The 21,856-nt window shown below is 70.5% G+C and carries 20 protein-coding genes, 1 pseudogene and 1 riboswitch; of the genes and pseudogenes, 10 read left to right on the plus strand and 11 right to left on the minus strand.

The window, feature by feature from the left end; translation table 11 throughout:
* Window positions 1–114 precede the first annotated feature (114 nt).
* The 3 genes from HCA44_RS10265 to thiO are packed head-to-tail and all read right to left on the minus strand — an operon-like array spanning window position 115 to window position 2,213.
* Entirely contained in the window at window positions 115–852 is a 738-nt protein-coding gene (locus HCA44_RS10265; RefSeq protein ID WP_346764677.1) for a thiazole synthase, read from the minus strand.
* Between the two features lie 37 nt (window positions 853–889).
* Window positions 890–1,114, minus strand: coding sequence for a sulfur carrier protein ThiS (thiS, locus tag HCA44_RS10270; RefSeq protein ID WP_169648457.1), 225 nt, complete (start codon window positions 1,112–1,114; stop codon window positions 890–892).
* A 4-nt stretch (window positions 1,115–1,118) separates the two neighbouring features.
* Entirely contained in the window at window positions 1,119–2,213 is a 1,095-nt protein-coding gene (thiO, locus tag HCA44_RS10275; RefSeq protein WP_169648458.1) for a glycine oxidase ThiO, read from the minus strand.
* Window positions 2,214–2,325, minus strand: a riboswitch (TPP riboswitch).
* A gap of 24 nt (window positions 2,326–2,349) precedes the next feature.
* Between thiO and thiE the strand changes: the two genes are divergently transcribed.
* A complete protein-coding gene (gene thiE, locus HCA44_RS10280) occupies window positions 2,350–3,051 on the plus strand; it encodes a thiamine phosphate synthase (protein ID WP_169648459.1) in 702 nt (233 codons plus the stop codon).
* Window positions 3,052–3,060: 9 nt separating this feature from the next.
* Here thiE and HCA44_RS10285 read toward each other — a convergent pair whose 3' ends face one another.
* A complete protein-coding gene (locus HCA44_RS10285; RefSeq protein ID WP_169648460.1) occupies window positions 3,061–3,789 on the minus strand; it encodes an NUDIX hydrolase in 729 nt (242 codons plus the stop codon).
* A gap of 194 nt (window positions 3,790–3,983) precedes the next feature.
* On the opposite strand from HCA44_RS10285, the gene HCA44_RS21005 reads away from it, so the two are divergent.
* From HCA44_RS21005 to HCA44_RS10305, 5 genes and pseudogenes are all read left to right on the plus strand, one after another.
* Window positions 3,984–5,330 carry a hypothetical protein gene (locus HCA44_RS21005; RefSeq protein ID WP_346764665.1) on the plus strand — a complete coding sequence of 449 codons (1,347 nt, stop codon included), beginning with the start codon at window positions 3,984–3,986 and terminating at the stop codon, window positions 5,328–5,330.
* A complete protein-coding gene (locus HCA44_RS21010) occupies window positions 5,327–6,331 on the plus strand; it encodes a glutamate ABC transporter substrate-binding protein (protein WP_346764666.1) in 1,005 nt (334 codons plus the stop codon). The genes HCA44_RS21005 and HCA44_RS21010 overlap by 4 nt, the downstream gene beginning before the upstream one ends.
* Entirely contained in the window at window positions 6,328–8,670 is a 2,343-nt protein-coding gene (locus tag HCA44_RS10295) for a serine/threonine-protein kinase (protein ID WP_169648462.1), read from the plus strand. The genes HCA44_RS21010 and HCA44_RS10295 overlap by 4 nt, the downstream gene beginning before the upstream one ends.
* 105 nt (window positions 8,671–8,775) lie before the next feature.
* Window positions 8,776–10,647, plus strand: coding sequence for a hypothetical protein (locus tag HCA44_RS10300; RefSeq protein WP_169648463.1), 1,872 nt, complete (start codon window positions 8,776–8,778; stop codon window positions 10,645–10,647).
* Window positions 10,644–11,684, plus strand: a pseudogene (locus HCA44_RS10305) (acyltransferase); the annotation flags it as partial. The gene HCA44_RS10300 and the pseudogene HCA44_RS10305, both read left to right, overlap by 4 nt.
* A 72-nt stretch (window positions 11,685–11,756) precedes the next feature.
* On the opposite strand, the gene HCA44_RS10310 reads toward HCA44_RS10305, so the two are convergent.
* The 4 genes from HCA44_RS10310 to HCA44_RS10325 all read right to left on the minus strand — a co-directional run bounded on the left by HCA44_RS10310 (window position 11,757) and on the right by HCA44_RS10325 (window position 16,878).
* Window positions 11,757–12,950 carry an acetate kinase gene (locus tag HCA44_RS10310; protein ID WP_169648464.1) on the minus strand — a complete coding sequence of 398 codons (1,194 nt, stop codon included), beginning with the start codon at window positions 12,948–12,950 and terminating at the stop codon, window positions 11,757–11,759.
* Window positions 12,947–15,049: a phosphate acetyltransferase gene (gene pta, locus HCA44_RS10315; RefSeq protein ID WP_169648465.1), complete on the minus strand. Its 2,103-nt coding sequence runs from the start codon at window positions 15,047–15,049 to the stop codon at window positions 12,947–12,949. Before pta ends, HCA44_RS10310 begins: the two co-directional genes overlap by 4 nt.
* 60 nt (window positions 15,050–15,109) lie before the next feature.
* Window positions 15,110–16,123, minus strand: coding sequence for a glucose-6-phosphate dehydrogenase (coenzyme-F420) (gene fgd / locus HCA44_RS10320; protein WP_169648466.1), 1,014 nt, complete (start codon window positions 16,121–16,123; stop codon window positions 15,110–15,112).
* A gap of 410 nt (window positions 16,124–16,533) precedes the next feature.
* Window positions 16,534–16,878 (minus strand): DUF202 domain-containing protein, encoded by a 345-nt coding sequence (locus tag HCA44_RS10325; protein ID WP_169648467.1) that lies wholly within the window; start codon window positions 16,876–16,878, stop codon window positions 16,534–16,536.
* A gap of 96 nt (window positions 16,879–16,974) precedes the next feature.
* Here HCA44_RS10325 and HCA44_RS10330 point away from each other — a divergent pair, with 96 nt between their 5' ends.
* The 4 genes from HCA44_RS10330 to HCA44_RS10345 all read left to right on the plus strand — a co-directional run bounded on the left by HCA44_RS10330 (window position 16,975) and on the right by HCA44_RS10345 (window position 19,504).
* Window positions 16,975–17,742: a sulfite exporter TauE/SafE family protein gene (locus tag HCA44_RS10330; protein ID WP_169648468.1), complete on the plus strand. Its 768-nt coding sequence runs from the start codon at window positions 16,975–16,977 to the stop codon at window positions 17,740–17,742.
* A gap of 100 nt (window positions 17,743–17,842) precedes the next feature.
* A complete protein-coding gene (locus HCA44_RS10335; RefSeq protein WP_169648469.1) occupies window positions 17,843–18,289 on the plus strand; it encodes a DUF6325 family protein in 447 nt (148 codons plus the stop codon).
* 32 nt (window positions 18,290–18,321) lie between these two features.
* Window positions 18,322–18,618: an SHOCT domain-containing protein gene (locus HCA44_RS10340; RefSeq protein ID WP_346764667.1), complete on the plus strand. Its 297-nt coding sequence runs from the start codon at window positions 18,322–18,324 to the stop codon at window positions 18,616–18,618.
* Window positions 18,619–18,739: 121 nt separating this feature from the next.
* Window positions 18,740–19,504, plus strand: a complete 765-nt coding sequence (locus tag HCA44_RS10345; RefSeq protein WP_169648626.1) for an HAD-IIA family hydrolase — start codon at window positions 18,740–18,742, stop codon at window positions 19,502–19,504.
* Between the two features lie 6 nt (window positions 19,505–19,510).
* Here HCA44_RS10345 and HCA44_RS10350 read toward each other — a convergent pair whose 3' ends face one another.
* The 3 genes from HCA44_RS10350 to HCA44_RS10360 are packed head-to-tail and all read right to left on the minus strand — an operon-like array spanning window position 19,511 to window position 21,686.
* A complete protein-coding gene (locus HCA44_RS10350; RefSeq protein ID WP_169648471.1) occupies window positions 19,511–20,734 on the minus strand; it encodes an O-succinylhomoserine sulfhydrylase in 1,224 nt (407 codons plus the stop codon).
* A 58-nt stretch (window positions 20,735–20,792) separates the two neighbouring features.
* A complete protein-coding gene (locus tag HCA44_RS10355) occupies window positions 20,793–21,209 on the minus strand; it encodes a rhodanese-like domain-containing protein (RefSeq protein WP_169648472.1) in 417 nt (138 codons plus the stop codon).
* Between the two features lie 42 nt (window positions 21,210–21,251).
* Window positions 21,252–21,686, minus strand: a complete 435-nt coding sequence (locus HCA44_RS10360) for a hypothetical protein (RefSeq protein ID WP_169648473.1) — start codon at window positions 21,684–21,686, stop codon at window positions 21,252–21,254.
* Between the last annotated feature and the right edge of the window lie 170 nt (window positions 21,687–21,856).

Genomic DNA, 21,856 nt, shown 5'->3' on the forward strand with positions numbered 1-21,856 from the left:
CACATCGGCCTGAAGGATGATTTCGCGTGGTACCAGGGTCGGGGTGGCACCAGGGTCTCTTTCCGGGTGCGGCCTCGGCCGTGTCGGGTCCGTCTCGGGGTGAACCCCGAGACCTCAGGAGGAAGCCTGCGCCCAGAACCGCTTCGGGATGCGCCCGGCCCGCCGCGCCGCGCGACCGGCCACGACGGCCGATTTCATCGCACCGGCCATGAGCACGGGATCCTTCGCGCGCGTGACGGCAGTCGCGAGCAGGACGGCGTCGCAGCCGAGTTCCATCGCGAGCGCGGCGTCGCTCGCGGTGCCGATCCCGGCGTCGAGTACGACGGGTACGCCCGCACGTTCGACGATCATCTCGATGTTGTGCGGGTTCGAGATACCCAGGCCGGTGCCGATCGGCGATCCGAGCGGCATGACGGCGGCGCACCCGACGTCCTCGAGCCGGCGCGCGAGCACCGGATCGTCGGTCGTGTACGGCAGGACGACGAATCCGTCGTCGACCAATTGCTCTGCCGCCGACACGAGTTCGATCGCATCGGGCAGCAGAGTGCGCTCGTCGGCGATCACCTCGAGCTTGACCCAGTCGGTCTCGAGCGCCTCGCGGGCGAGCTGCGCCGTGAGCACCGCCTCGGCCGCGCCTCGGCAGCCCGCGGTGTTGGGCAGCAACGCGATTCCGAGGCGCCGCAGCAGATCGAGCACGCCGGTACCCGCCGCCGCGTCGACGCGTCGCATCGCGACCGTCGTCAGCTCGGTGCCGGACGCGACGAGTGCGTCCTCGAGCACCGCGAGATTGGGCGCCCCGCCGGTGCCCATCACGAGCCGTGAGTCGAAGGTGCGGCCCGCGATCGTGAGGATGTCGGTGTCCGTGCGGTTTTCGCGAACGGAGGTCACGTCAGCCTCCCTGCACCGCGGTGAGGATCTCGATCTGCCAGCCGCGCCCGACGGGCTCGTCCCACCGCGAGCGCGGGTGGACGGCGCCGTCGACCGCGACGGCGATGCCTTGCGACGGCAACGACAGTCGCTGCAGCAGTTCGGTCATCGTGATCGGTTCGGCGAACTCGTGCTCTTCGCCGTTGACCGTCACGCCGACCGCGATCGTGGTGTGCGGGTCAGTCATGGATTCACCTCACTGGTGTCGGAACAGTCTGTGGAGAACGACGGAAGCGGCCCGGTGCCGCGCACCGCGCTTCCGGGAGCTCGTCGCCGTCGAGCACGGCCAGCACCGCGTCCGCCGTGACCGGCGTCAGCAGGATGCCGTTGCGGCCGTGGCCCACCGCGACGACGGTGCGTTCGTCGACGCGGCCGACGAGCGGCAGGTTGTCGGGAGACATCGGGCGCAGGCCCGCGCTCGCCTCGTACAGCTCGTACTCGCCGATCGCGGGCATCAGCTCTTCCGCGTCGGCGATCAGGTCACGCACCCCGGCGACGGTGACCTGGGTGTCGGGGGCGTCGTACTGCGTTGCGCCGACGACGATGCCGTCGCCGCGGGGCACGAGATAGGACGGGCGGCCGTGCACGGTGCCGCGCACGGTGCGACCGGGGGCAGGCGTGACTCCGGGTCTGGTGCGCAGCCTCAGGATCTCGCCCTTGACCGGGCGCACCGGCACATCCGGCAGCAGCGCGGACGCTGTCGAGCCGGCCGCGACGACGACCTGGTCGGCGGGCACGGCGGCGACGTCGGTGACGTGTTCGGCGACGAACTCGACCCCGACGTCGACCGCAGCGGTGCGCAGCGCGTCGACGAGGGCGCGATTGTCGACCGCGAACTCGTCGGGCGCGAGCAGTCCGAGCCGGATCCGCGGTCCGAGGGACGGCTCGAGTGCACGCACCTCGGCGCGCGTGAGGACGCGCAGGTCGCGTCCTCGGCCGGACACGAACTCCGCGATCGTCCGCAGGTCTTCGGCGTCGGCGGAGTCGAGGGCGACGGTGAGCGAACCGTGCGACGTGAACAGGGTGGAGCCGGTCAGCTTTTCGAGCTCGCCGCCGAAATCGGGCCACCGGTCGAGCGACGCAGACCCGAGGTCGAGCAGTGCGTCCTCGCCGGGCCAGCCCTCCGACAGCGGCGCGAGCATGCCGCCCGCGACCCACGAGGCGCCGGACGCGATCGCGGGATCGAAGAGCCGGACACGGCGCCCGGAGCGCGCGGCACGCCACGCGATCGACAGGCCGATGACACCGCCGCCGACGACGGCGACCGACTGGTTGCTGGCACCCATCGGGGTGATCACCTCACTTCCTGCGCCGGCATGATCCGGATCAGGTCGGACGGTCGGGCTCGGCGCGAGCCCCTCTCAGCCCCCCGATCCGGGGACTCCCGTGTTGCACGTTCTCCTCAAAGGCTACCGTCATGCCGTGAACGCGACGTACCCGCACGACCGTCTCGACCGCCGCGAGCGGCTGCACGCTGCACGCCTGTACCTGTGCACGGACGCGCGACGCGAGCGGGGCGATCTCGCGGAGTTCGCGGACGCCGCGCTCGCGGGGGGTGTCGACATCATCCAGCTGCGTGACAAGGGCTCGGCAGGGGAACGGCAGTTCGGTCCGCTCGAGGCGAAGGACGAGTTGCTCGCGCTCTCGGTGCTCGCGGACGCCGCGCGCAGGCACGGCGCGCTGCTCGCGGTCAACGACCGCGCCGACCTCGCCCTCGCGGCGGGCGCGGACGTACTGCACCTCGGGCAGGGCGACCTGCCGGTTCCGTACGCGCGCACCGTCGTCGGACGCGACGTCCTGGTGGGCCGCTCGACGCACAACCGTGCTCAGGCGAGCCTCGCCGCGATCGAGGACGGCGTCGACTACTTCTGCACCGGTCCGGTGTGGACCACACCCACCAAGCCAGGACGCGGTGCGGCGGGTCTCGAACTCGTCCGGACGACGGCGGACGCGCAGCCCGCGCGGCCGTGGTTCGCGATCGGTGGCGTCGACGAGGCGCGACTGCCGGAACTGTTCGACGCGGGCGCGACACGTGTCGTGGTGGTGCGGGCGATCACCGAGGCGCCCGATCCGCACGCCGCGGCACGGGCGCTCGCCGACCGGCTGGCCGCGAATCCGGCCTGACCCGACGGCTCAGCCGACGAGCAACGACGGCGACAGCGTGAACACCGAGCTCGGCAGGCGCGCGAGGTCGGCTGCGTTCTCGGACACGACGACGAGCACCGGATCGTCCTCCGGCCGCTCGGACGGCGCGGTGCGGTCGAGCAGTGCGGACCGGTCGAGCAGTGACGCGGGCGCTGCGGTGTCGATGCGCGTGACCCAGCCGAAGCCGTCGTCGGGCAGCACGACCGTGCGCGGCAGTTCGGCGGCGTGCGCGATGTCGGGGTCGACCACGAGGTGGACGTCGAGTGCGCGCAGTCGCGGCCAGCTCGCGGCGAAACCCGAGTGCAGCGGCAGTGCGGTGACGTCGGCCTCGGGCACCCAGCGCAGTTCGAGGCTTTCGCGGTTGGGGACCGTGGCCAGCCGCGTCGACGTGTCGGCGACGACGGTGGTGTAGCTCCACACGTGCGGCACCGCCATCGTGACGAGCTCGGTACGCACGGTGAGCGACGCGTCGTCGATGCCCGCTTCCTCGTGGGCTTCGCGGACGGCCGCCCCGGTGGCGCTCTCGTGGCTGTCGCGTGCGCCACCGGGCAGCGCCCACGTGCCGCCTTCGTGACTCCACGCCGCGCGATGCTGCAACAGCACCGCGGCGGTGCGGTCGGGCAACGGTGCGCGCAGCAGCAGACCGGCGGCGCCGTGCTTGCCCCAGTGACGATCGCCGTCGGGGCCGATGGCCCAACCGTCGCCGTCGCCGCGCATGTGCATCCCCTAGCTGTCCGCGTTCGGAGCTCGTCCGGGTTCGGCCCACACACTAACCCGCGATCGGCCCGGCGAGCAGGGTCGGTGTTCCGGCGGGTCGGTGCTGCGTCGTCCCGGACGCGCACCGCGACGCCTTATATGCTGCGGGGAACCGACACGATCGGAGCCCGGAATCGTCGACGGAGGGTGCGCCCGTGGTCTTGCGCGAGTCACCGTCGATCGAGCCTCGCGGCAGTCACCCGCAGGCGGGCGCGGATGCCGCGCACGCGCGGCGCACCCAGTTCAGCTTCATGGCGCATTCGACACCGGTGCGGCTGTTCGCGGTGGGGCTGCTGGTGTTCGCGTTGATCATCGGGGCGGGCGCGGTCACGGCGGGTGAGGTCGCGCACCGGCAGGAGACTCTGCACCAGTTGCTCGCCGAGCGCGAACCGCTCGCCGACTCGGCGCAGCAGCTCTACAGCGCGCTGTCCGTCGCCGACGCCTCCGCGACCACGGCGTTCCTGTCGCGTGGCGTCGAGCCCGCGGACGTGCGTGACCGGTACCTGCAGGCGATCGGCGTCGCATCGGCCCAGCTCGTGTACGCGTCGGGCGGTATCGCGGGCAGCGACGTCGAGAGCAGACGGCTGCTCACGGAGATCTCGACGGGACTGGCGCAGTACACGGGCCTGGTGGAGACGGCGCGCGCCAACAACCGCGTGGGCTATCCGGTGGGAGCGGCGTATCTCGGCGAGGCGTCGACCACGATGCAGGACCACATCCTGCCCGCCGCGCAGCAACTGCATTCGCGGCAGGAGGGCGCGGTCGCGGAGGTCCAGCGTGACTACTCGCGTGCCCCGTGGCTGCCGATGGCGGTCCCCGCGCTCACGGTGCTCGCGTTGCTCTTGCTGCAGTGGATGCTCGCGCGCCGTACGCGGCGCCGGTTCAATGCCGGTCTGATCGCCGCGACGGTCGCGGTCGGCCTGATGCTCGCATGGCTCATGGGCGCGGGTCTGCTGTCGGCGCTGGCGACGTCACGTGCTCTCGACCAGGGCGCGGGGCCGCTCAGCGAGCTCACCGCGGCGCGCATCACCGCGCAGCAGGCCCGCGCCGAGGAAACCCTCAAGCTCGTGCGCCGCGATTCGAGCGGCACGTACGACGCCGGCTTCGACGAGAAGTCCGAGCGGCTGCGCGAGTTGCTGTCCGACTACTCGAAGGGCGACGACACGGTGGTCGGCGACGACGACGTCGCGCGTGCGATCTCGGCGAGGTCGGCGTGGGCCGCGGCACACGGACGCGTCAACGCGCTGCTCGCGGGCGGCGACTACGCGGGCGCAACGGATGTCGCGGTGGGTACCGGCCCGGACGACGCAGCAACCCAGTTCCAAATCCTCGACGACGCGCTCACCAGCGCGATCAGCGAAGCCCGCGAGCGCGCACGCGCCGAGCTGGGGTCGGCGTCGAACGCGCTCACCGCACTCGCGTCGGGTGCGTGGTTCCTCACCGCGGTGGGTGGCGTCGCGGTCGCGGCGGGCATGTTCCCCCGGCTACGGGAGTACCTGTGAGGGGCGGCGTCCGCGCGGCGCTGGTCGCCGTCGTCGCGGCCGGCCTCACGCTGTCCGGGTGCGCCACCGAGGCGCCGCGCACCGGGCTCACCGACCTCGAAGCCCCCGAGCGCACGTACACGGCGCCGCCGCTGCCGCCCGGGGCGACCGAACTGCCCAGCCCGACGGCCCCGCCGCCCGAGCCCGAGTGCGACGACCCGACCGCGAGCCTCGCCCCGTATCCGGTGGGCAGCAGGCCCACCGAGCCGACCCCCGCGGTCGACCGGATCCGTGCGCGCGGGCGGCTCGTGGTGGGCCTCGACACGGGTAGCAATCTGATGAGTTTCCGCGACCCGGCCACCGGCACGGTGCAGGGCTTCGACGTCGACATCGCGCGCGAGATCGCCCGCGACATCGTCGGCTCACCCGACCGCATCGAGTACCGCCAGCTCACGTCGGCCGACCGCATCAAGGCTCTGCAGACCGAGGCCGTCGACGTCGTCGTCAAGACCATGTCGATCACGTGCGAACGCCGCAAGTCGGTCGAGTTCTCGGCCGAGTACTTCGACGCGAGCCAACGCATCCTGGTGCCGATCGGGTCGGACGTACGGTCCTACGACGACCTCGCCGGACGGCGGGTGTGCGTCGCGAAGGGCACGACATCGCTCGCCCGGATCCAGGAACTCGTGCCGGATGCGACGGTTCTCGCGGTGCCGATGTGGTCCGATTGTCTCGTGGCTCTGCAACAGCACCAGGCGGACGCGATCAGCTCGGACGACACGATCCTCGCGGGCCTCGCGACGCAGGACCCGTACGTCACGATCGTGGGTGCGAGCCTCGGGTCGGAGCCGTACGGCGTCGGCATCCCGTTGCAGTCGCCCGATCTCGTCCGCACGGTCAACGGCACTCTCGAACGCATCCGCGCGGACGGCACGTGGGCCGAACTCTACGAGCGCTGGCTCGGCGTGCTCGGCGCCGCGCCGACGCCGCCCGCGCCCGTCTACCGGGACGCCGGGCGATGACCGACCGCGACCACGACGACGACCCCCCGTCCTCGACTCGACCCGCGGCACCCGAGTTCACCCAGCCTGCGGCGCCGCACTTCACCCAGCCCGCGGCACCGCAGTTCACCGCGCCCGCCGCACCCGAGTTCACCCAGCCTGCCGTCACGCACCGCGACGACACGAGCTCCGGGTCGAGCCGGTCGGGCCCGCTGACGAGCGGCCGGTCGGCACGCATGCGCACCCGTTCGGGCGGTGTCCTGCGGCTCGGCGGCGGTCTCGTCGAGGTGCCCGTCGCGCCGCCACCCGACCCGATGGCCGCGGTCATGACGGTGCCACGGGTGCCCGAGAGCAAGCGTTTCTGCTGGCGGTGCAGCCGGCCGGTGGGCCGCGCGAGCGAAGGTCACGACGCGACCGAGCACGGCACGTGCCCGCACTGCGGTGCGTCGTTCGACTTTCGCCGCGCGCTGCGCACGGGCGACGTCGTCGGCGGCCAGTACGAGGTGCAGGGCTGCATCACGTACGGCGGGATGGGCTGGATCTATCTCGCGATCGACCGCAATGTGAGCGACCGGTGGGTCGTGCTCAAGGGCCTGCTCCATTCGGGCGACGCCGAAGCGCAGTCGGTCGCGGTGGCCGAACGCCAGTTCCTCGCCGAGGTCACGCACCCCGGGATCGTCCAGATCTACAACTTCGTCGAGCATCCGGGCCCCGACGGCACACCGATCGGCTACATCGTCATGGAGTACGTGGGCGGGACGTCGTTGCGCGACGTGCTGTCGACGCACGAGTTGCCCGAGCGCGTCCCCGTTCCCGAGGCGATCGGCTACGTCCTCGCGGTCATGCCCGCGCTGGCGTATCTGCATTCGCTCGGGCTCGTCTACAACGACCTCAAACCCGAGAACGTCATGCTCACCGACGAATCGCTCGTGCTGATCGATCTGGGGGCGGTCGCGGGGATCGGCGGCTACGGCTATCTGTACGGCACACCCGGCTACCAGGCCCCGGAGATCGTGCGCACGGGGCCGACCGTCGCGAGCGACATCTACACCGTCGGCCGCATGCTCGCGGTGCTCACCCTCGACATGCCGATGCGCAACCGGCGGTACCTGCCGGGCCTGCCGGAGGGCGCACCCGTACTCGGCGAGTTCGAGTCGTTCCGCATGCTCCTCGAGCGCGCGACGGCACCCGACCCGAACGCACGCTTCGCGTCGGCCGACGAGATGGCGGACCAGTTGACGGCGGTGCTGCGCGAGGTGCTCGCGCAGCAGACCGGAGTGGAGAAGCCGAGCCTGTCGGCAGTGTTCAGTCGCTCGCGCGCCACCTTCGGCACCACGATCGCGGTCGAGCAGACCGACGTGTACGTCGACGGGGTCGCGCACGACGCGCGGCTCGATTCGCACGACGTCGCGCGCGCCCTGCCGATGCCGATGCTCGACCCGACCGATCCGAACGCGCGCCTGCTCGCGGCGACGGTCGCTGGCGAACCGCAGCAGACCCTCGACGCCGTCGCCCAGGCCCGCGCGAACGGTGTCGAACGCACCACCGGCAGTGCGGCGCAGGGACTTTCGCGCGAACTCACGCTCGCGGAGGTCAAAGCGCACATCGACCTGGACGAGCCGGAGGCGGCGGCCGACCTGCTCGCGACGCTCGATCCGGTGGCCCGTGCGCACTGGCGCACCCGGTGGTACGCGGGCACGGTCGCGCTGCTCACCGACAACTTCGAGGACGCCTTCGGCCACTTCGAATCCGTACTGCGCGCGGTGCCCGGCGAGTCGGCGCCCAAACTCGCACTCGCGGCGGCCGCCGAACTGAACCTGCAGCGCGGTCGCTCGCAGGATCCGCAGACGTGGCGCGATCTCGCGGAGAAGTACTACGACATGGTGTGGCGCACCGATCACAGCGTCGTCAGCGCCGCCTTCGGTCTCGCGCGCTCGCTCACCGCACGACACGACACCGCCGCCGCGGTGCGCGCCCTCGACCGCATCCCGGTGAACTCGCGCTTCTACGCGATGGGCCGCATGACGGCGGCCCTCACGCTGCTGTCCGGCCGGGAGATCGCCGATCTCGGCGAGCCCGCCCTCCGCGAGGCGGCCCGACGCGTCAGCCTGCTCGCGCCGCAGGAGAGTCGCGGCCTGCAGTTGCGGACCGTCGTGCTCGGCACGGCCCTCGACTGGATGCTCACCGGAAACCAGCCCACCCACCCCACTCCCCTCTTCGGGGTCCCGTTCACCGAACCGGGCCTCCGCGAAGGTCTCGAGAAAGCCCTGCGCATACTCGCCCGCAATGCCACCGATCGCACCCACCGCTATCAGCTCGTGGACCTCGCGAACGCCGTACGGCCCCGCAGCCTTTTCTGAACGACGGCCCTTTCCGAACGACAGTCCGTTCCGAACGTTCACACGGGTCTCTCACGAACGTGCGATAGCGTGGCCCGCCGGAACGACGGGCGCGAAAGGACGGTCATGCAGGTCGACACGCAGCCACACGAGCACGCTCGGCGCGCGGGAGCGGTTGCGACACCGGCAGGCACGCACGCGACTCGCCCCGACACCGGGCGCATCGTGCTCGCGGTGGCATTCGCCGCTGTCGCCGCGGCGACGATCCTGCGCGGCGTCCTCGCGTTTCGCGGCAACTTCTACTGGGACGACCTGATCCTCACCGGCCGCGCGGCGCAGCTGCCGATGCTGTCGGGCGACCTGCTGCTGTTCGACCACGACGGGCACTTCATGCCCGGCGCGTTCTTCGTCGCCGACGTCGTCACGACGCTGTTCCCGCTGCAGTGGCCCGCGGCCGCACTGACCCTGATCGTGGCGCAGGTGCTCGCGTCGCTCGCGGTGCTGCGCGTGCTGTGGCTGCTGATGGGCCCGCGGCCACTGCTGCTGGTGCCGCTCGTCTTCTACCTACTCGGCCCGCTCACTCTCCCGTCGTTCTCGTGGTGGGCGGCAGCGCTCAATGCGCTGCCGCTGCAGGCGGCGCTCGCGTGGGTGGCGGGCGACGCGCTGCTGCTCGCACGCACGGGCCGCCGACGGTACGCGATCACCGGCGTCGTCGCGTTCGCCCTGGCACTCGCCTTCTTCGAGAAGTCGGTGCTCGTGCCGTTCGCGGCATTCGTGACGGTCGCGCTCACCCGCCATGTCGACGGCGGCGCACGCCCGATCCGCGACACCCTGCGCCGGTGCGCGCCGCTGTGGTGGGGTTCGGGCGCCGTGCTGGCGGTGTGGGCGCTCGTGCAGCTCCTGGTGGTCGACTCGCGACTCGAATGGCGGCCGCTCGGCATCGCGGCCGGGATGTTCCATCACGGCACCTCCCTCGGCCTGCTTCCGACGCTGCTCGGGGGGCCGTGGCTGTGGGACCGGTGGCCGCCGAGCCCACCGTGGGTGACGCCGCCGACGGTCCTCGTCGTGCTCGGGTGGGTGGCCGTGCTCGCGGCGATCGCACTGTCGGTCGCGGTGAAGCGTCGCGTCGTGCCGGTGTGGTGTGCGGTGGTCGCGTACGTCGTGGTCTCGGAGACGGCGATGGTGCTGGCGCGGGCATCGGACGAGACCGCGTACGAGCTGGCGCAGACCCTGCGCTATCTCGCGGACACGTCGGTGGTGCTGGTCGTCGCCTTCGCGATCGTCGCCCGGGCGCCGCGGCGCGATTCCACCGCGTCACGGGTCCTCGATTCTCTCGGCCGCGACGGCCGAACCGCGGCGACGGTCGCGATCACGCTCGCGTTCGCGGTGTCGAGCGCGTGGTCGACGTACAGCTTCGACCGCACGTGGCAGAACAATCCGACCACCGACTACCTCGCGAACGCACGCGCGTCGCTGGCCGCGCACCAGGACGTGCCGCTGCTCGACCAGCCGGTGTCGATCTGGGTGCTGCTGCCGGTCGCGGCGCCGTGGAACCAGACGAGCCACGTGTTCGCGCCGCTCGACGACCGGCCCGAGTTCGCGCGCTCGACCCCCGAACTACGGCGGCTCGACGATTCCGGCCGGCTCGTGCACGCGAGCGTGAGCGAAGTTCGTGCGATCGGGCAGGGACCGGTGCCGGGCTGCGGCTATCGCGTCGAGGGGGCGACCGCCGACATCCCGCTCGACGGGCCGCTGCTCGACTGGGAGTGGACGGCGGAGTTGCACTACTTCGCTTCCGACGACGGCGCCGTCGCGGTGCGCCTCGACACGGGCGACACGGTCGACGTTCCCGTGCGGGCGGGCTTGAACACGGTCTACGTGCAGTTGCACGGCGGCGGATCCTCGCTGCACGTCACCCCCGCGACCGACGATCTCGCGCTGTGCTTCGGCGCGGGCCCGATCGGCGCCGCCACCACGGGCACGGAACCCGTGCGATGACCTCGGCCGCGCCGACGGCCAGGCGGCACGTGCGCTCGTGGACGGGCGTACGGGCGTTCGCCGCGCTGCTCGTCGTCGGCGCACACGCGGGCTTCTGGACCGGCCACTACACCGACGACATCGCGGGTCTGTTCTTCTCACGGCTCGAGGTCGGCGTCGCGGTGTTCTTCGCGCTGTCGGGTTTCCTGCTGTTCCGGCCGTGGGTCGAGGCGGTGCGCGCCGGCACCTCCGCGCCGTCCGCACGCACGTACGTGTGGCACCGCGTGCGACGCATCGTGCCCGCCTACTGGGTCGTCGTGACCGCCGTGTACCTGCTCTACCAGGTCCGGCCCGACGAGGGCGTCACCGGTCTCGGGTGGGACGGCTACCTGCGCAACATGACCTTCACCCAGATCTACGGTTTCGGGCACCTGCATCAGGGCCTCACCCAGACCTGGAGCCTCGCGGTCGAAGTCACCTTCTATCTGCTGCTACCGGTGTTCGCTTGGCTCACAATCGCTCTCGTGTGCCGCGCACGATGGCGGCCGGGGCTGCTCGTCGCCGCGCTGTGCGCGCTCGCATGCGTGTCGCCGGTGTGGATCGCGCTCACCCACACGACGGACGCGCTCCCGTTCACCGCACGGCTGTGGCTGCCCGGTTTCGTCGCGTGGTTCGCGGGCGGCATGGCGCTCGCCGTCGCGGCGCCGCTCGTGCGCCGCGTCCGCCCGTGGCTCCTGCTGCTGGGTGCGCTCGTGGCGTTCGCCCTCGCGTGCACGCCCGCCGCGGGCGAGGCAACGATCGTGCCCGAGGACGGCGGCGCCGCCGTCACGAAAGTCTTCCTCTACCTGACGTTCTCACTGTGCGTCCTCGCGCCGCTCACCCTCGGCGACCGTGGCGGCCCGACCCGTCGCGTGCTGTCCCATCCGGCGGTCGTGTGGCTCGGCGAGATTTCCTACGAGATCTTCCTCGTGCACGTCGTCGTGATGGAACTCGTCCTGGACCTGCTGGGCTACCAGGTGTTCCAGGGGTCGGTGGTCGGCGTGTTCATCGTGACCGTCGTGCTGTCGATCCCGCCCGCGTGGGCGCTGCACCGCGCACATCGCGCGCTCGTCGCACGCGTCGGGAAGCGGTCAGCCGTCGACGAGCGCCGCGGCGGCACGCGCGATGGCGAGTTCCTCGTCGGTGGGCACGACGAGCACGTCGACGCTCGCCGAGTCGGGCGAGATGCGCCGCTCCCCGCGGCCGGACTCGTTGCGGGCAGAGTCGACCTCGATACCGAACGATTCGAGCCCGGCCAGCACGTCTCGCCTCAGGTCCGGCGCGTTCTCGCCGACCCCCGCGGTGAACGTGACGACGTCGACGCCACCGAGCAGCACGAGGTACGCCCCGAGATACTTGCGGATGCGGTGGACGTAGACGTCGTAGGCGAGCACGGCGTCGGGGTCACCGTTCTCGACGAGGGCACGCAGCGCCCGGAAGTCGTTGACTCCCGCGAGGCCCTCGAGCCCTGACCGGCGGTTGAGCAGGTCGTCGAGTTCGTCGACGCGCAGGCCCGCACTGCGGTTCAGGTGCAGCAGCACGCCCGGGTCGATGTCGCCGCTGCGCGTGCCCATCACGAGCCCTTCGAGCGGTGTGAGACCCATCGTGGTGTCGACCGCGCGTCCGCCGTCGATGGCCGACGCGGACGCCCCGTTGCCGAGATGGAACACGATCTGCTTGAGGTCACCGAGTTCGCGGCCCACGAACTCGGCCGCGCGGCCGGACACGTACTCGTGTGACGTGCCGTGGAATCCGTAGCGCCGGATACCGTGTTCGCGCGCCACGTCCCGGTCGATCGCGTAGGTGGCGGCCGCGGGCGGCAGGTCGTGGAAGAACGCCGTGTCGAACACCGCGACCTGCGGCACACCGGGCAGCTCTTCGCGCGCGACCTCGATACCCATCGCGTTGGGCGGGTTGTGCAGCGGCGCGAGGTCGTCGAGATCCTCGACGGCCTTCAGCACCGCGTCGTCGATGAGGACCGGTTTGTCGAAGATGTTGCCGCCGTGCACGATTCGATGTCCGACCGCGACGATGCCCGCCTGCTGCACGGCGTGCCCGGCCTGCGCCATCATGTCCAGCGCAAGCCGCAGTCCCGCACGATGGTCGGCGATGGCGCCGCTGCGTTCGTCGACCACACCGTCGTGCTCGTAGGACGCAGATCCTTCGGGCTCTCCGATGCGCTCGACGATGCCGGCCGCGACCGCACGGCCCGAATCCGGTTCGACGAGTTGGAATTTGATCGACGACGAACCCGAGTTGACGACGAGCACGCGACGCTTCGTCACAGCCGGCCTCCCTGTTCCCCGGCCGTGCGGCCGATACCCTGTGCCTGGATCGCGGTGATCGCGACCGTGTTGACGATGTCCTGCACGAGCGCACCGCGCGACAGGTCGTTGACGGGGCGACGCAGGCCCTGCAGCACCGGGCCGACGGCGACGGCACCCGCACTGCGCTGCACGGCCTTGTAGGTGTTGTTGCCGGTGTTGAGGTCGGGGAAGATGAACACCGTCGCCTTGCCCGCGACCGCCGAGCCGGGCAGCTTCTTGTCGGCGACGGACTGCTCGACCGCGGCGTCGTACTGGATCGGGCCCTCGACGAGCAGTTCGGGCACACGCTCGCGCACGAGGGCCGTGCCTGCCCGCACCTTGTCGACGTCGGCGCCGCTGCCCGAGTCGCCCGTCGAGTACGACAGCATCGCGACGCGCGGCTCGATACCGAACTGCGCGGCGGTGCGCGCCGACGAGATCGCGATGTCCGCGAGCTGCGCCGAATCCGGGTCGGGCACGATCGCGCAGTCCCCGTACGCGAGAACACGATCGGCGAGGCACATCAGGAACACGCTCGACACCGTCGACACGCCGGGCTCGGTGCGGATGATCTCGAGTGCGGGCCGGATCGTGTGCGCCGTGGTGTGCGCCGCGCCCGACACCATGCCGTCGGCGATGCCCATGTGCACCATCATGGTTCCGAAGTACGAGATGTCGGCGACGAGCTCGCGAGCGCGTTCGATCGTCATGCCCTTGTGCTCCCGCAGCCGCGCGTACTCTTCGGCGAACTGCTCGAGATACGAGCACCGCACGGGATCGAGCACCTGCGCTCCCCCGACGTCGACGCCGAGTTCGGATGCGCGCCTGCGTACCGCGTTCTCGTCGCCGAGGATGGTGAGCCTCGCGACCCCGCGCTGCAGCACGCGCGCCGCGGCCCGCAGGATCCGGTCGTCCTCGCCCTCGGGCAGCACGATGTGTTTGACGTCGCCGCGGGCACGGTCGATCAGCTGGTACTCGAACATCTGCGGCGTGACGACCGACGGGATCGCAAGCTTCATGCGGTCGAGCAGCACCGACGAATCGACCCGCTGTTCCATGAGACTCAGTGCCGCGTCGATCTTCTGCTGTGAGCCCACCGCGACACGGCCGCGCGTGTTCGCCGCAGCCGACGCGGTCTCGTACGTGCCCAGCGACGTCGCGAGGATCGGCAGCGACAGTTCGAGACCCGCCATGAGCCGCGCGATCTGCGGGTGCGGCATGATGCCGCCGTTCATGATGACACCCGCGAGCGACGGAAAGCCTTCCGCTTCATGGGCGTTCACGAGCGAGAGCAGAACGTCCGAGCGGTCGCCCGGCGCGACGACGACGACCCCCTCGGTGAGCCTTTCGAGGATGTGCTCCGCCGTCATGCCGCCGACCAGGACGTCGAGTGCTTCGCGGTGGAGCAGTTCGGGGTCGCCGCTGTAGAGCGACGCCTGCGTCGCGGTGAGCAGTTCGGCCACGGTGGGTGCGACGAGCAGCGGCACCTCGGGCAGGCTCCACGCGGGCACGCCGTTGCCCGCGAGCGCGACCGACACCTCGTCGAGATCGACGGGGTCGCAGCGGTTCGCGACGATCGCGAGCAGGTGCGCGTGCTGCATGTCGAGTTCGGCGCGGCACATCTGCACGACCTGCGCGATCTCGTCGGGTGTGCGGTGCGCGCCGCGCACCGCGAGCAGGATCGGCGCACCGAGGTTGACCGCGATGCGTGCGTTGAAGCCGAGCTCGCTCGGGCTCGCGACGTCGGTGTAGTCGCTGCCGACGATCACCACGGCGTCGCACTGCGCGGCGACGTCGTGGTACCGCGCGACGATCGTCGACAGCGCGCCCTCGGGGTCGCGGTGCACGTCGTCGTACGTGACCCCGAGGGCCTGCTCGTACGACACGTCGGCCGTGGACTGTTCGAGGAGCAGTTCGAGGATGTAGTCGGTTTCGCGCGTCGACCGTGCGATGGGCCGGAACACGCCCACCCGCGCCGCGGACGCACACAGCATCTGGAGTACGCCGAGTGCGATCGTCGACTTCCCGGTGTCGCCTTCGGGAGACGCGATGTAGATGCTCGACGGTTCGGCTGCCATGGCTTCACCCTAGCGACCGAGTCACCGTACGACAGGTGACAGTCGGCACTCCGGTGCGCGTCAGCCGAGCGCGCGCAAGCGCGGTGCCAGATCGCGCTCGAACAGTTCGAGGAATCGCTTCTGGTCGTGCCCGGGTGCGTGGAACACGAGGTGGTTGAGGCCCGCGTCGACGTACTGGCGCACCTGCGCGACGGCGTCGTCGGGGTCGGACGCGACGATCCACCGCTTGGCGACCTGCTCGATGGGCAGGGCGTCGGCGGCGCGCTCCATTTCGATCGGGTCGTCGATCGAGTGCTTTTGTTCCGGAGTCAGCGACAGCGGCGCCCAGAAGCGTGTGTTCTCGAGCGCGAGATCGGGATCGGTGTCGTAGCTGATCTTGATCTCGATCATCTTGTCGATCTCGCCTGCATCGCGCTCGGCCTTCGCCGCGCCCTCCTCGACGGCGGGCAGCAGCTTGTCGGTGTAGAGCTCCATGCCCTTGCCGGACGTGCAGATGAAGCCGTCGCCCGCGCGGCCCGCATACCGTGCGACGACGGGGCCGCCTGCCGCGACGTACACCGGGACTCCACCCTCGGGGACGTCGTAGATCGACGCCCCCTTCGTGTGGTAGTACTCGCCGTCGAAGTCGACGCGATCTCCCTGCCACAGCTCACGCATGAGCCGCACCGATTCCCGCAGCCGCGCGAAGCGTTCCTTGAAGTCGGGCCATTCGCCCTCGTAGCCGGTCGCGATCTCGTTGAGCGCCTCACCTGTCCCGACGCCGAGCATGACGCGCCCCGGGTACAGGCACGCCATCGTGGCGAACGCCTGCGCGATGACAGCGGGGTTGTAGCGGAAGGTGGGGGTGAGCACCGACGTGCCCAACTGGAGGCGCTCGGTACGTTCGCCGACCGCCGTCATCCACGCGAGCGAGAACGGCGCATGACCGCCGTCGTGGCGCCACGGCTGGAAGTGGTCGGACACGGTCGCGCTGTCCATACCGTGCTGCTCGGCGAGAACACCGAGTTCGACCAGCTCACGCGGCCCGAACTGCTCCGCCGAGGCCTTGTATCCGAGCTTCAACTCCCGCGCCACAGTGCACCTCTTCGTGTCGTCGATTCACGTCCTCGGCTCGACACTAGACGGACGTGGCAGCGCACACACCGGCGCGGGGGCCGCGAGACCACCCCTGCTACGACGACGGCCACGCCCGGCGATGCCGGTCGTGGCCGTGTCAGGGAACTGCGTGGGCTCAGCTGAGGCCCTGGAAGAAGCCGAGGCCCTCGAAGATGCTGGCGAGGGCGGAGAAGGCCTCGGAGAGGAAAGCGAAGTCGATCATGATGCACTCCATTTCGGTGTGGCGGCGGGAACGCGGGCGCGAACCTCGAAATCTATGTACCTGACGCCTGTATTGATCGCAAAACGATAACGGCGAAATGTGGAGATTCTCACGCAGACGCGTAGACCCAGGTCAGCGCCACACTGGGGCCATCCGAGCCCTGCCGTCAGGGAATCGCGGTGACGATGGTGGCGACCGCGGCGGCACCCGTGACGACCACGAGCACCGCGGCGAACACCCACAGATCGCGCGGCGACGGCATCGACGTGCCGTCGCGCAACGCACGATCGACCTGCAGCCACCGGCGCAGACCCGCGATCGCGGCGGCGGCGGCCAGCAGGATCAGCGCGAGCCCGAGCGCCGTGCGCACCCAGCCGGTCGAGAAGCCGGGCACGAGGTGGATGATCGCGAGACCGCCCGCGAGCAGCCCGAGTGAGCTGCGCATCCACGCGAGGAAGGTGCGCTCGGCGGCCAGCGTGAAGCGTTCGTCGGGACGATCCGGTTGCGGCACGCTCTCATCCTGCCACCGGTGAACATCACTCCGTGGGCACCTGGGCCGCGGGACTGCGGGATCGAATGACCACGGCGCGTGAGTAACGTCGCCCGGATGGACGCATGGGAAATCGTCGCGATCGCGGCCGCGGGCCTGGGTGCCGGAGCCATCAACGCACTCGTGGGCAGCGGCACCCTCATCACATTTCCCACACTCGTCGCGTTCGGCTTCCCACCGGTCACCGCGACGATGTCGAACGCCATCGGCCTCGTCGCGGGCGGCGTGTCCGGCACGTGGGGCTACCGTCGCGAGTTGCGCGGTCAGCGTGACCGTCTGCGTTGGCAGTTGCCGGCATCGCTGCTCGGTGGCGTCCTCGGCTCGTGGCTGCTGCTGCACCTTCCCGAGGGCGTGTTCACGACGATCGTGCCGGTCCTGCTCGTCCTCGCGCTGATCCTCGTCGTCCTGCAGCCACGCATCCAGAAGTGGGCCAAATCCCGGTCGGGCGTCGACGAGGGCCTCTCGACGGCGCGCATGGTCGCGCTGACCGCGTCGACCTTCGCCGTCGGCGTCTACGGTGGCTATTTCACGGCGGCACAGGGCATCCTGTTGATGGGCGTGATGGGCGCCATCCTGCCCGAGACGATGCAGCGCATGAACGCGGCCAAGAACCTGCTCTCGCTCGTCGTCAATGTCGTCGCCGCCCTCGCCTACACCCTCGTCGCCTTCGACAGGATCAACTGGGCCGCAGCGGGTCTCATCGCCGCCGGCTCACTCGTCGGCGGCGTGGTCGGCGCGCGCTACGGTCGCCGCCTCTCCCCCGCCATGCTGCGCGGCGTCATCGTGGTCGTCGGGCTCATCGGGCTGTGGCGGCTGCTGGCGTGACGGCGCTCGCTCCGTCTGCGAACGAGCCCGGTCGCGGCGGAGCGCGACGTTCTCTCTCAAACGAATCCGTAGGCGCCGCGCGGCTGCCATGCTGATGCGCATGAGTACAGACATCGACATCGGCCCGGTCGAGCTGGTCGTACTGTCCTTCCCTGCCGCCAAAGCCGACCCCGCCGCGATCGCGGAGCTACGGACCACACTCGCGAACGGCGACGCGACACTGCTCGATCTGGTGTTCGTGTCCAAGGACGCCGACGGCACCCTCACCGAGTTCGAGGCGTCCGAGGGCCTCGACGGCACGGCACTCGCCGGCCTCGAGGTCGACACCGTGGATCTCATCAGCGACGACGACCTCGAGATCATCCGCGACGGCCTTGCGCCGGGCACGTCCGCGGCCGTCCTCGTCTACGAGCAGACGTGGGCGCGTCGGCTCGCTACGGCCGTGCGCGCGGCGGGCGGCGAAGTCGATCTGCACGTTCAGGTTCCGCACGACGCGGCGGTGGCCGCGTACGCAGCGGCCCGGCAACCGAGCGGAGGACAGGCATGATCCGGAGAGGCCGAATCGGACGACCGGGGCTGTTGGGCACGATTGCACGCACCGCAGTCGTCACAGGCACAGCGCAGGCGACGTCGAACGCGATGCAACGCAGCTCGCAGCGGCGCTACGCCGAACAGCAGGCGTATCTCGATCAGCAGGCGGCCCGGCAGCAGAACGCCTACCCTCCGCCGCCCGCCGCTCCCCCGCCGCCCCCGCCGGCGGTGCCGGGCGGCGAGGATCTGACGTCGAAGCTGGGCAAGCTCGCACAACTCCACGAGGCAGGCGCGCTGTCGGACAGCGAGTTCGCAGCGGCGAAGGCGCAGTTGCTGGGCGGCTGAGGCCCGCAAACCCGCCGACGCAGGCGCCTCACTCGCGCATACTGAGGCCGTGAGCGACGCGGGCACGACGGAGACGGGTGCGGCGGTACCGGCGGACAACGGGCGGCCGCACTGGACGTACATGATGGACATGGACGGCGTCCTGGTACACGAGGACCAGCTGGTGCCGGGGGCCGACGAGTTCGTCGGAGAGTTGCGCGACCGCGGCATCCCGTTCGTCGTGCTCACCAACAACTCGATTCGCACGCAACGCGACATGCGCGCGCGGCTGCTGCAATCGGGACTCGACATCCCGGAAGGCGCGATCTGGACGTCCGCGCTGGCGACCGCCACCTTCCTGTCCTCGCAGCGCCCCGACGGCACCGCCTACGTCGTGGGCGAGTCGGGGCTGACGACGGCTCTGCACGACGTCGGCTACGTGCTCACCGACAAGAACCCGGACTACGTCGTACTCGGCGAAACCCGCACGTACTCGTTCGAGGCGATCACGACGGCGATCCGGCTGGTCGAGGCGGGCTCGCGATTCATCGCCACCAATCCCGATCCCACCGGCCCGTCGCGCGACGGGGTGCTGCCCGCGACGGGCGCGGTCGCGGCGCTCATCACGCGCGCGACCGGCCGCGATCCGTACTACGTCGGCAAACCGAACGCGCTGATGATGCGTTCGGCGCTGCGCGCGATCGGCGCGCACTCGGAGCACACGCTCATGATCGGCGACCGTATGGACACCGACGTCGTGTGCGGCCTCGAAGCAGGCCTGCAGACGATCCTCGTGCTCAGCGGCATCTCGACCCGCGAGTCGATGGAGGCGTTCCCCTACCGGCCGACGCGCGTGCTCGAGTCGGTCGCCGACCTCGTCGGCAGCACCGACAACCCGTTCGACTGACTGCCGTCAGGCAAGCGCCTGCCGCAGATCCGCCAGCAGATCCTCGGTCTCTTCGAGGCCAACCGACAAACGCACGACGCCGTCGGTGATGCCGATCGCGGCGCGCCCCTCGGGCCCCATCGCACGGTGCGTCGTGGTGGCAGGGTGCGTGACCAGAGACTTGGCGTCGCCCAGATTGTTCGAGATGTTGACCAGGCGAAGCGCGTTGAGGAATGCGAACGCCCGCGCCTTGCCCTCGCCCTCGGGGGCGTCGAGCTCGAATGTGACGACGGTGCCGCCGCCACTCATCTGCTTGCGCGCCAGCTCGTACTGCGGGTGCGTCTCGAGGAACGGGTAGCGCACCCACTTGACGGCCGGATGCTCGTCGAGCAGCTTCGCGATCTCGAGCGCGGTGTGACCGGACTGCCGTACCCGCAGCGGCATGGTCTCGAGGCCCTTGAGCAGGGTCCACGCGTTGAACGGGCTCAGCGCCGGGCCGGTGTGCCGCATCAGTTCGCGCACCGGGCCGTTGATGTACTCATCGGAACCGAGAATGGCGCCGCCGAGCACGCGGCCCTGGCCGTCGATGTGCTTGGTGCCCGAGTAGACGATGACGTCGGCGCTGAGCTGGAAGCCGTGCTGCAGCAGCGGCGTCGCGAACACATTGTCCAGGACGACCTGCGCGCCCGCGGCGTGCGCGAGCTCGGCGACGCGTTCGACGTCCACGAGGGTCTGCATCGGGTTGGCGGGCGTCTCGAAGAACACCGCGGTGGTGGGCACCGACAGCGCTTCTTCCCACTGCGCGAGGTCCTCGCCGTCGACGAACACCGTCTCGACGCCCCAGCGGGGCAGGATCTCGTTGCACACCACGAAGCACGAGCCGAACAGGCTGCGCGCGGCGACGAGCCGGTCGCCGGCCTTCAGCAGCGCACCGAGAGCGGTGAACACCGCGGACATGCCCGACGCGGTGGCGAAACATGCCTCGGCACCCTCGAGGAGGCGCATCCGCTCCTCGAACATCTTGACGGTGGGGTTGCCGTACCGCGAGTACACGAAATGGTCGAGTTCGCCGGTGAACGACGCCTCGGCCGCCTCCGCGCTCTCGAACACGAACCCGCTGTTGAGGAAGATCGCCTCGGACGTCTCCTCGAAGCCGGACCGCATCGTGCCGCCCCGCACTCCGATGGTGCCCTGACCGACGCCGTCGGGCAGCGCGTCCTCGAACGCACCCCCGCGAGGAATTCCACTCACCACTGCTCACTCACGATCGAACCAACTCCGTTTCCGGTCGCACCGCGACCACCAGCACTCACGACTGCCGCCACGGCAGGCCGACGGCACGCCACCCGACCGAGCCGCGGTGCCCCTGCTCGTCGAGGCCACCCTCGAAGCCGTCGAGCACGTTGTAGGACGGGCCGATGCCCGCCGCCGTCGCCGCCTCCGCGGCCCCGATGGACCGCTGGCCCGAGCGACACAGGAACACGACGGGCGCATCGTCGCCACCGGTCACCCCGGCGTCGACGAGCTGCTGCACGAAGTGCGGGTTGGGGACGCCGCCGAAGGCGACCCACTCGACGAACAGCGGCTCGCGGCCGAGCCCGGACGTGTCGGGAACCCCGACGTACGCCCACTCGGGTTGCGTCCGGACGTCGACGAGAACCGCACGCGGATTCTCCTCGAGGAGCTTCCACGCGTACTCGGGAGTGATGTCGCCTGCATAGCTCACGTTTTCAGCCTTTCACATGCGCTGCGCCCGCCAAGGCGCGAGTCAGTTGCACACCAGCCAACGTTCTTCGTCGCGTGCGAAGTGCCACGTGGACTCGCGCACCTCGCCGCCGTCGTCGGCATGCACCTTCACGACGGCGGTCCCGGCGTCGCCGGTGAACACCGGGTCCGTCACCGCGTCGAGGGTGACACTGCCGACGCCGTCGAGCGGCGAACGGTCGTCGGCGAAGTCGGCGCACACGAGCGTGCGTTGCGTGTCGGCGTCGTCGTTGTTGTGGGTCTGCACGAAGTCGGCGACGACGCGCGAGACACGATCCTCGTCGCTGATCTCGCCGCCCGACGGCTGCACGAAGCTGAGGATCAGCACACCCAGCAACACGACCACGATGACCACGAGCGCCGCGATGAACGGCGTGGCCGACGGGCGATCGCGACCCAGTTCGTCGTCGGGGCCGCCGGTGCCCGGAGTGTCGGCCATGTCGTCCTTTCGCCGCGCGTGCGCAGTCTTCCGTCGGCCCAGTTGGTACGGACCGAGTGTATCGACCACCTGCCACAAGCTGAGATTGTGGCCCTCCAAAGCGGGGAGGACTACCCTGGACACTCGCGAACCGGAAGTATCGAACGGCGACTGTGCTCACGGAATCACCA

Origin of the sequence: Rhodococcus sp. HNM0569, from assembly GCF_012726205.1 — a bacterium.
Lineage (GTDB): Bacteria > Actinomycetota > Actinomycetes > Mycobacteriales > Mycobacteriaceae > Rhodococcus_F.

What these genes read in the sequence shown, in the direction of transcription:
- thiS (WP_169648457.1), bottom strand. Translation starts at nt 1,114, where the DNA reads ATGACTGACCCGCACACCACGATCGCGGTCGGCGTGACGGTCAACGGC.
- thiO (WP_169648458.1), bottom strand. Translation starts at nt 2,213, where the DNA reads ATGGGTGCCAGCAACCAGTCGGTCGCCGTCGTCGGCGGCGGTGTCATC.
- HCA44_RS10285 (WP_169648460.1), bottom strand. Translation starts at nt 3,789, where the DNA reads ATGCGCGGCGACGGCGACGGTTGGGCCATCGGCCCCGACGGCGATCGT.
- HCA44_RS10295 (WP_169648462.1), top strand. Translation starts at nt 6,328, where the DNA reads ATGACCGACCGCGACCACGACGACGACCCCCCGTCCTCGACTCGACCC.
- HCA44_RS10300 (WP_169648463.1), top strand. Translation starts at nt 8,776, where the DNA reads ATGCAGGTCGACACGCAGCCACACGAGCACGCTCGGCGCGCGGGAGCG.
- pta (WP_169648465.1), bottom strand. Translation starts at nt 15,049, where the DNA reads ATGGCAGCCGAACCGTCGAGCATCTACATCGCGTCTCCCGAAGGCGAC.
- HCA44_RS10330 (WP_169648468.1), top strand. Translation starts at nt 16,975, where the DNA reads ATGGACGCATGGGAAATCGTCGCGATCGCGGCCGCGGGCCTGGGTGCC.
- HCA44_RS10335 (WP_169648469.1), top strand. Translation starts at nt 17,843, where the DNA reads ATGAGTACAGACATCGACATCGGCCCGGTCGAGCTGGTCGTACTGTCC.
- HCA44_RS10345 (WP_169648626.1), top strand. Translation starts at nt 18,740, where the DNA reads ATGATGGACATGGACGGCGTCCTGGTACACGAGGACCAGCTGGTGCCG.
- HCA44_RS10360 (WP_169648473.1), bottom strand. Translation starts at nt 21,686, where the DNA reads ATGGCCGACACTCCGGGCACCGGCGGCCCCGACGACGAACTGGGTCGC.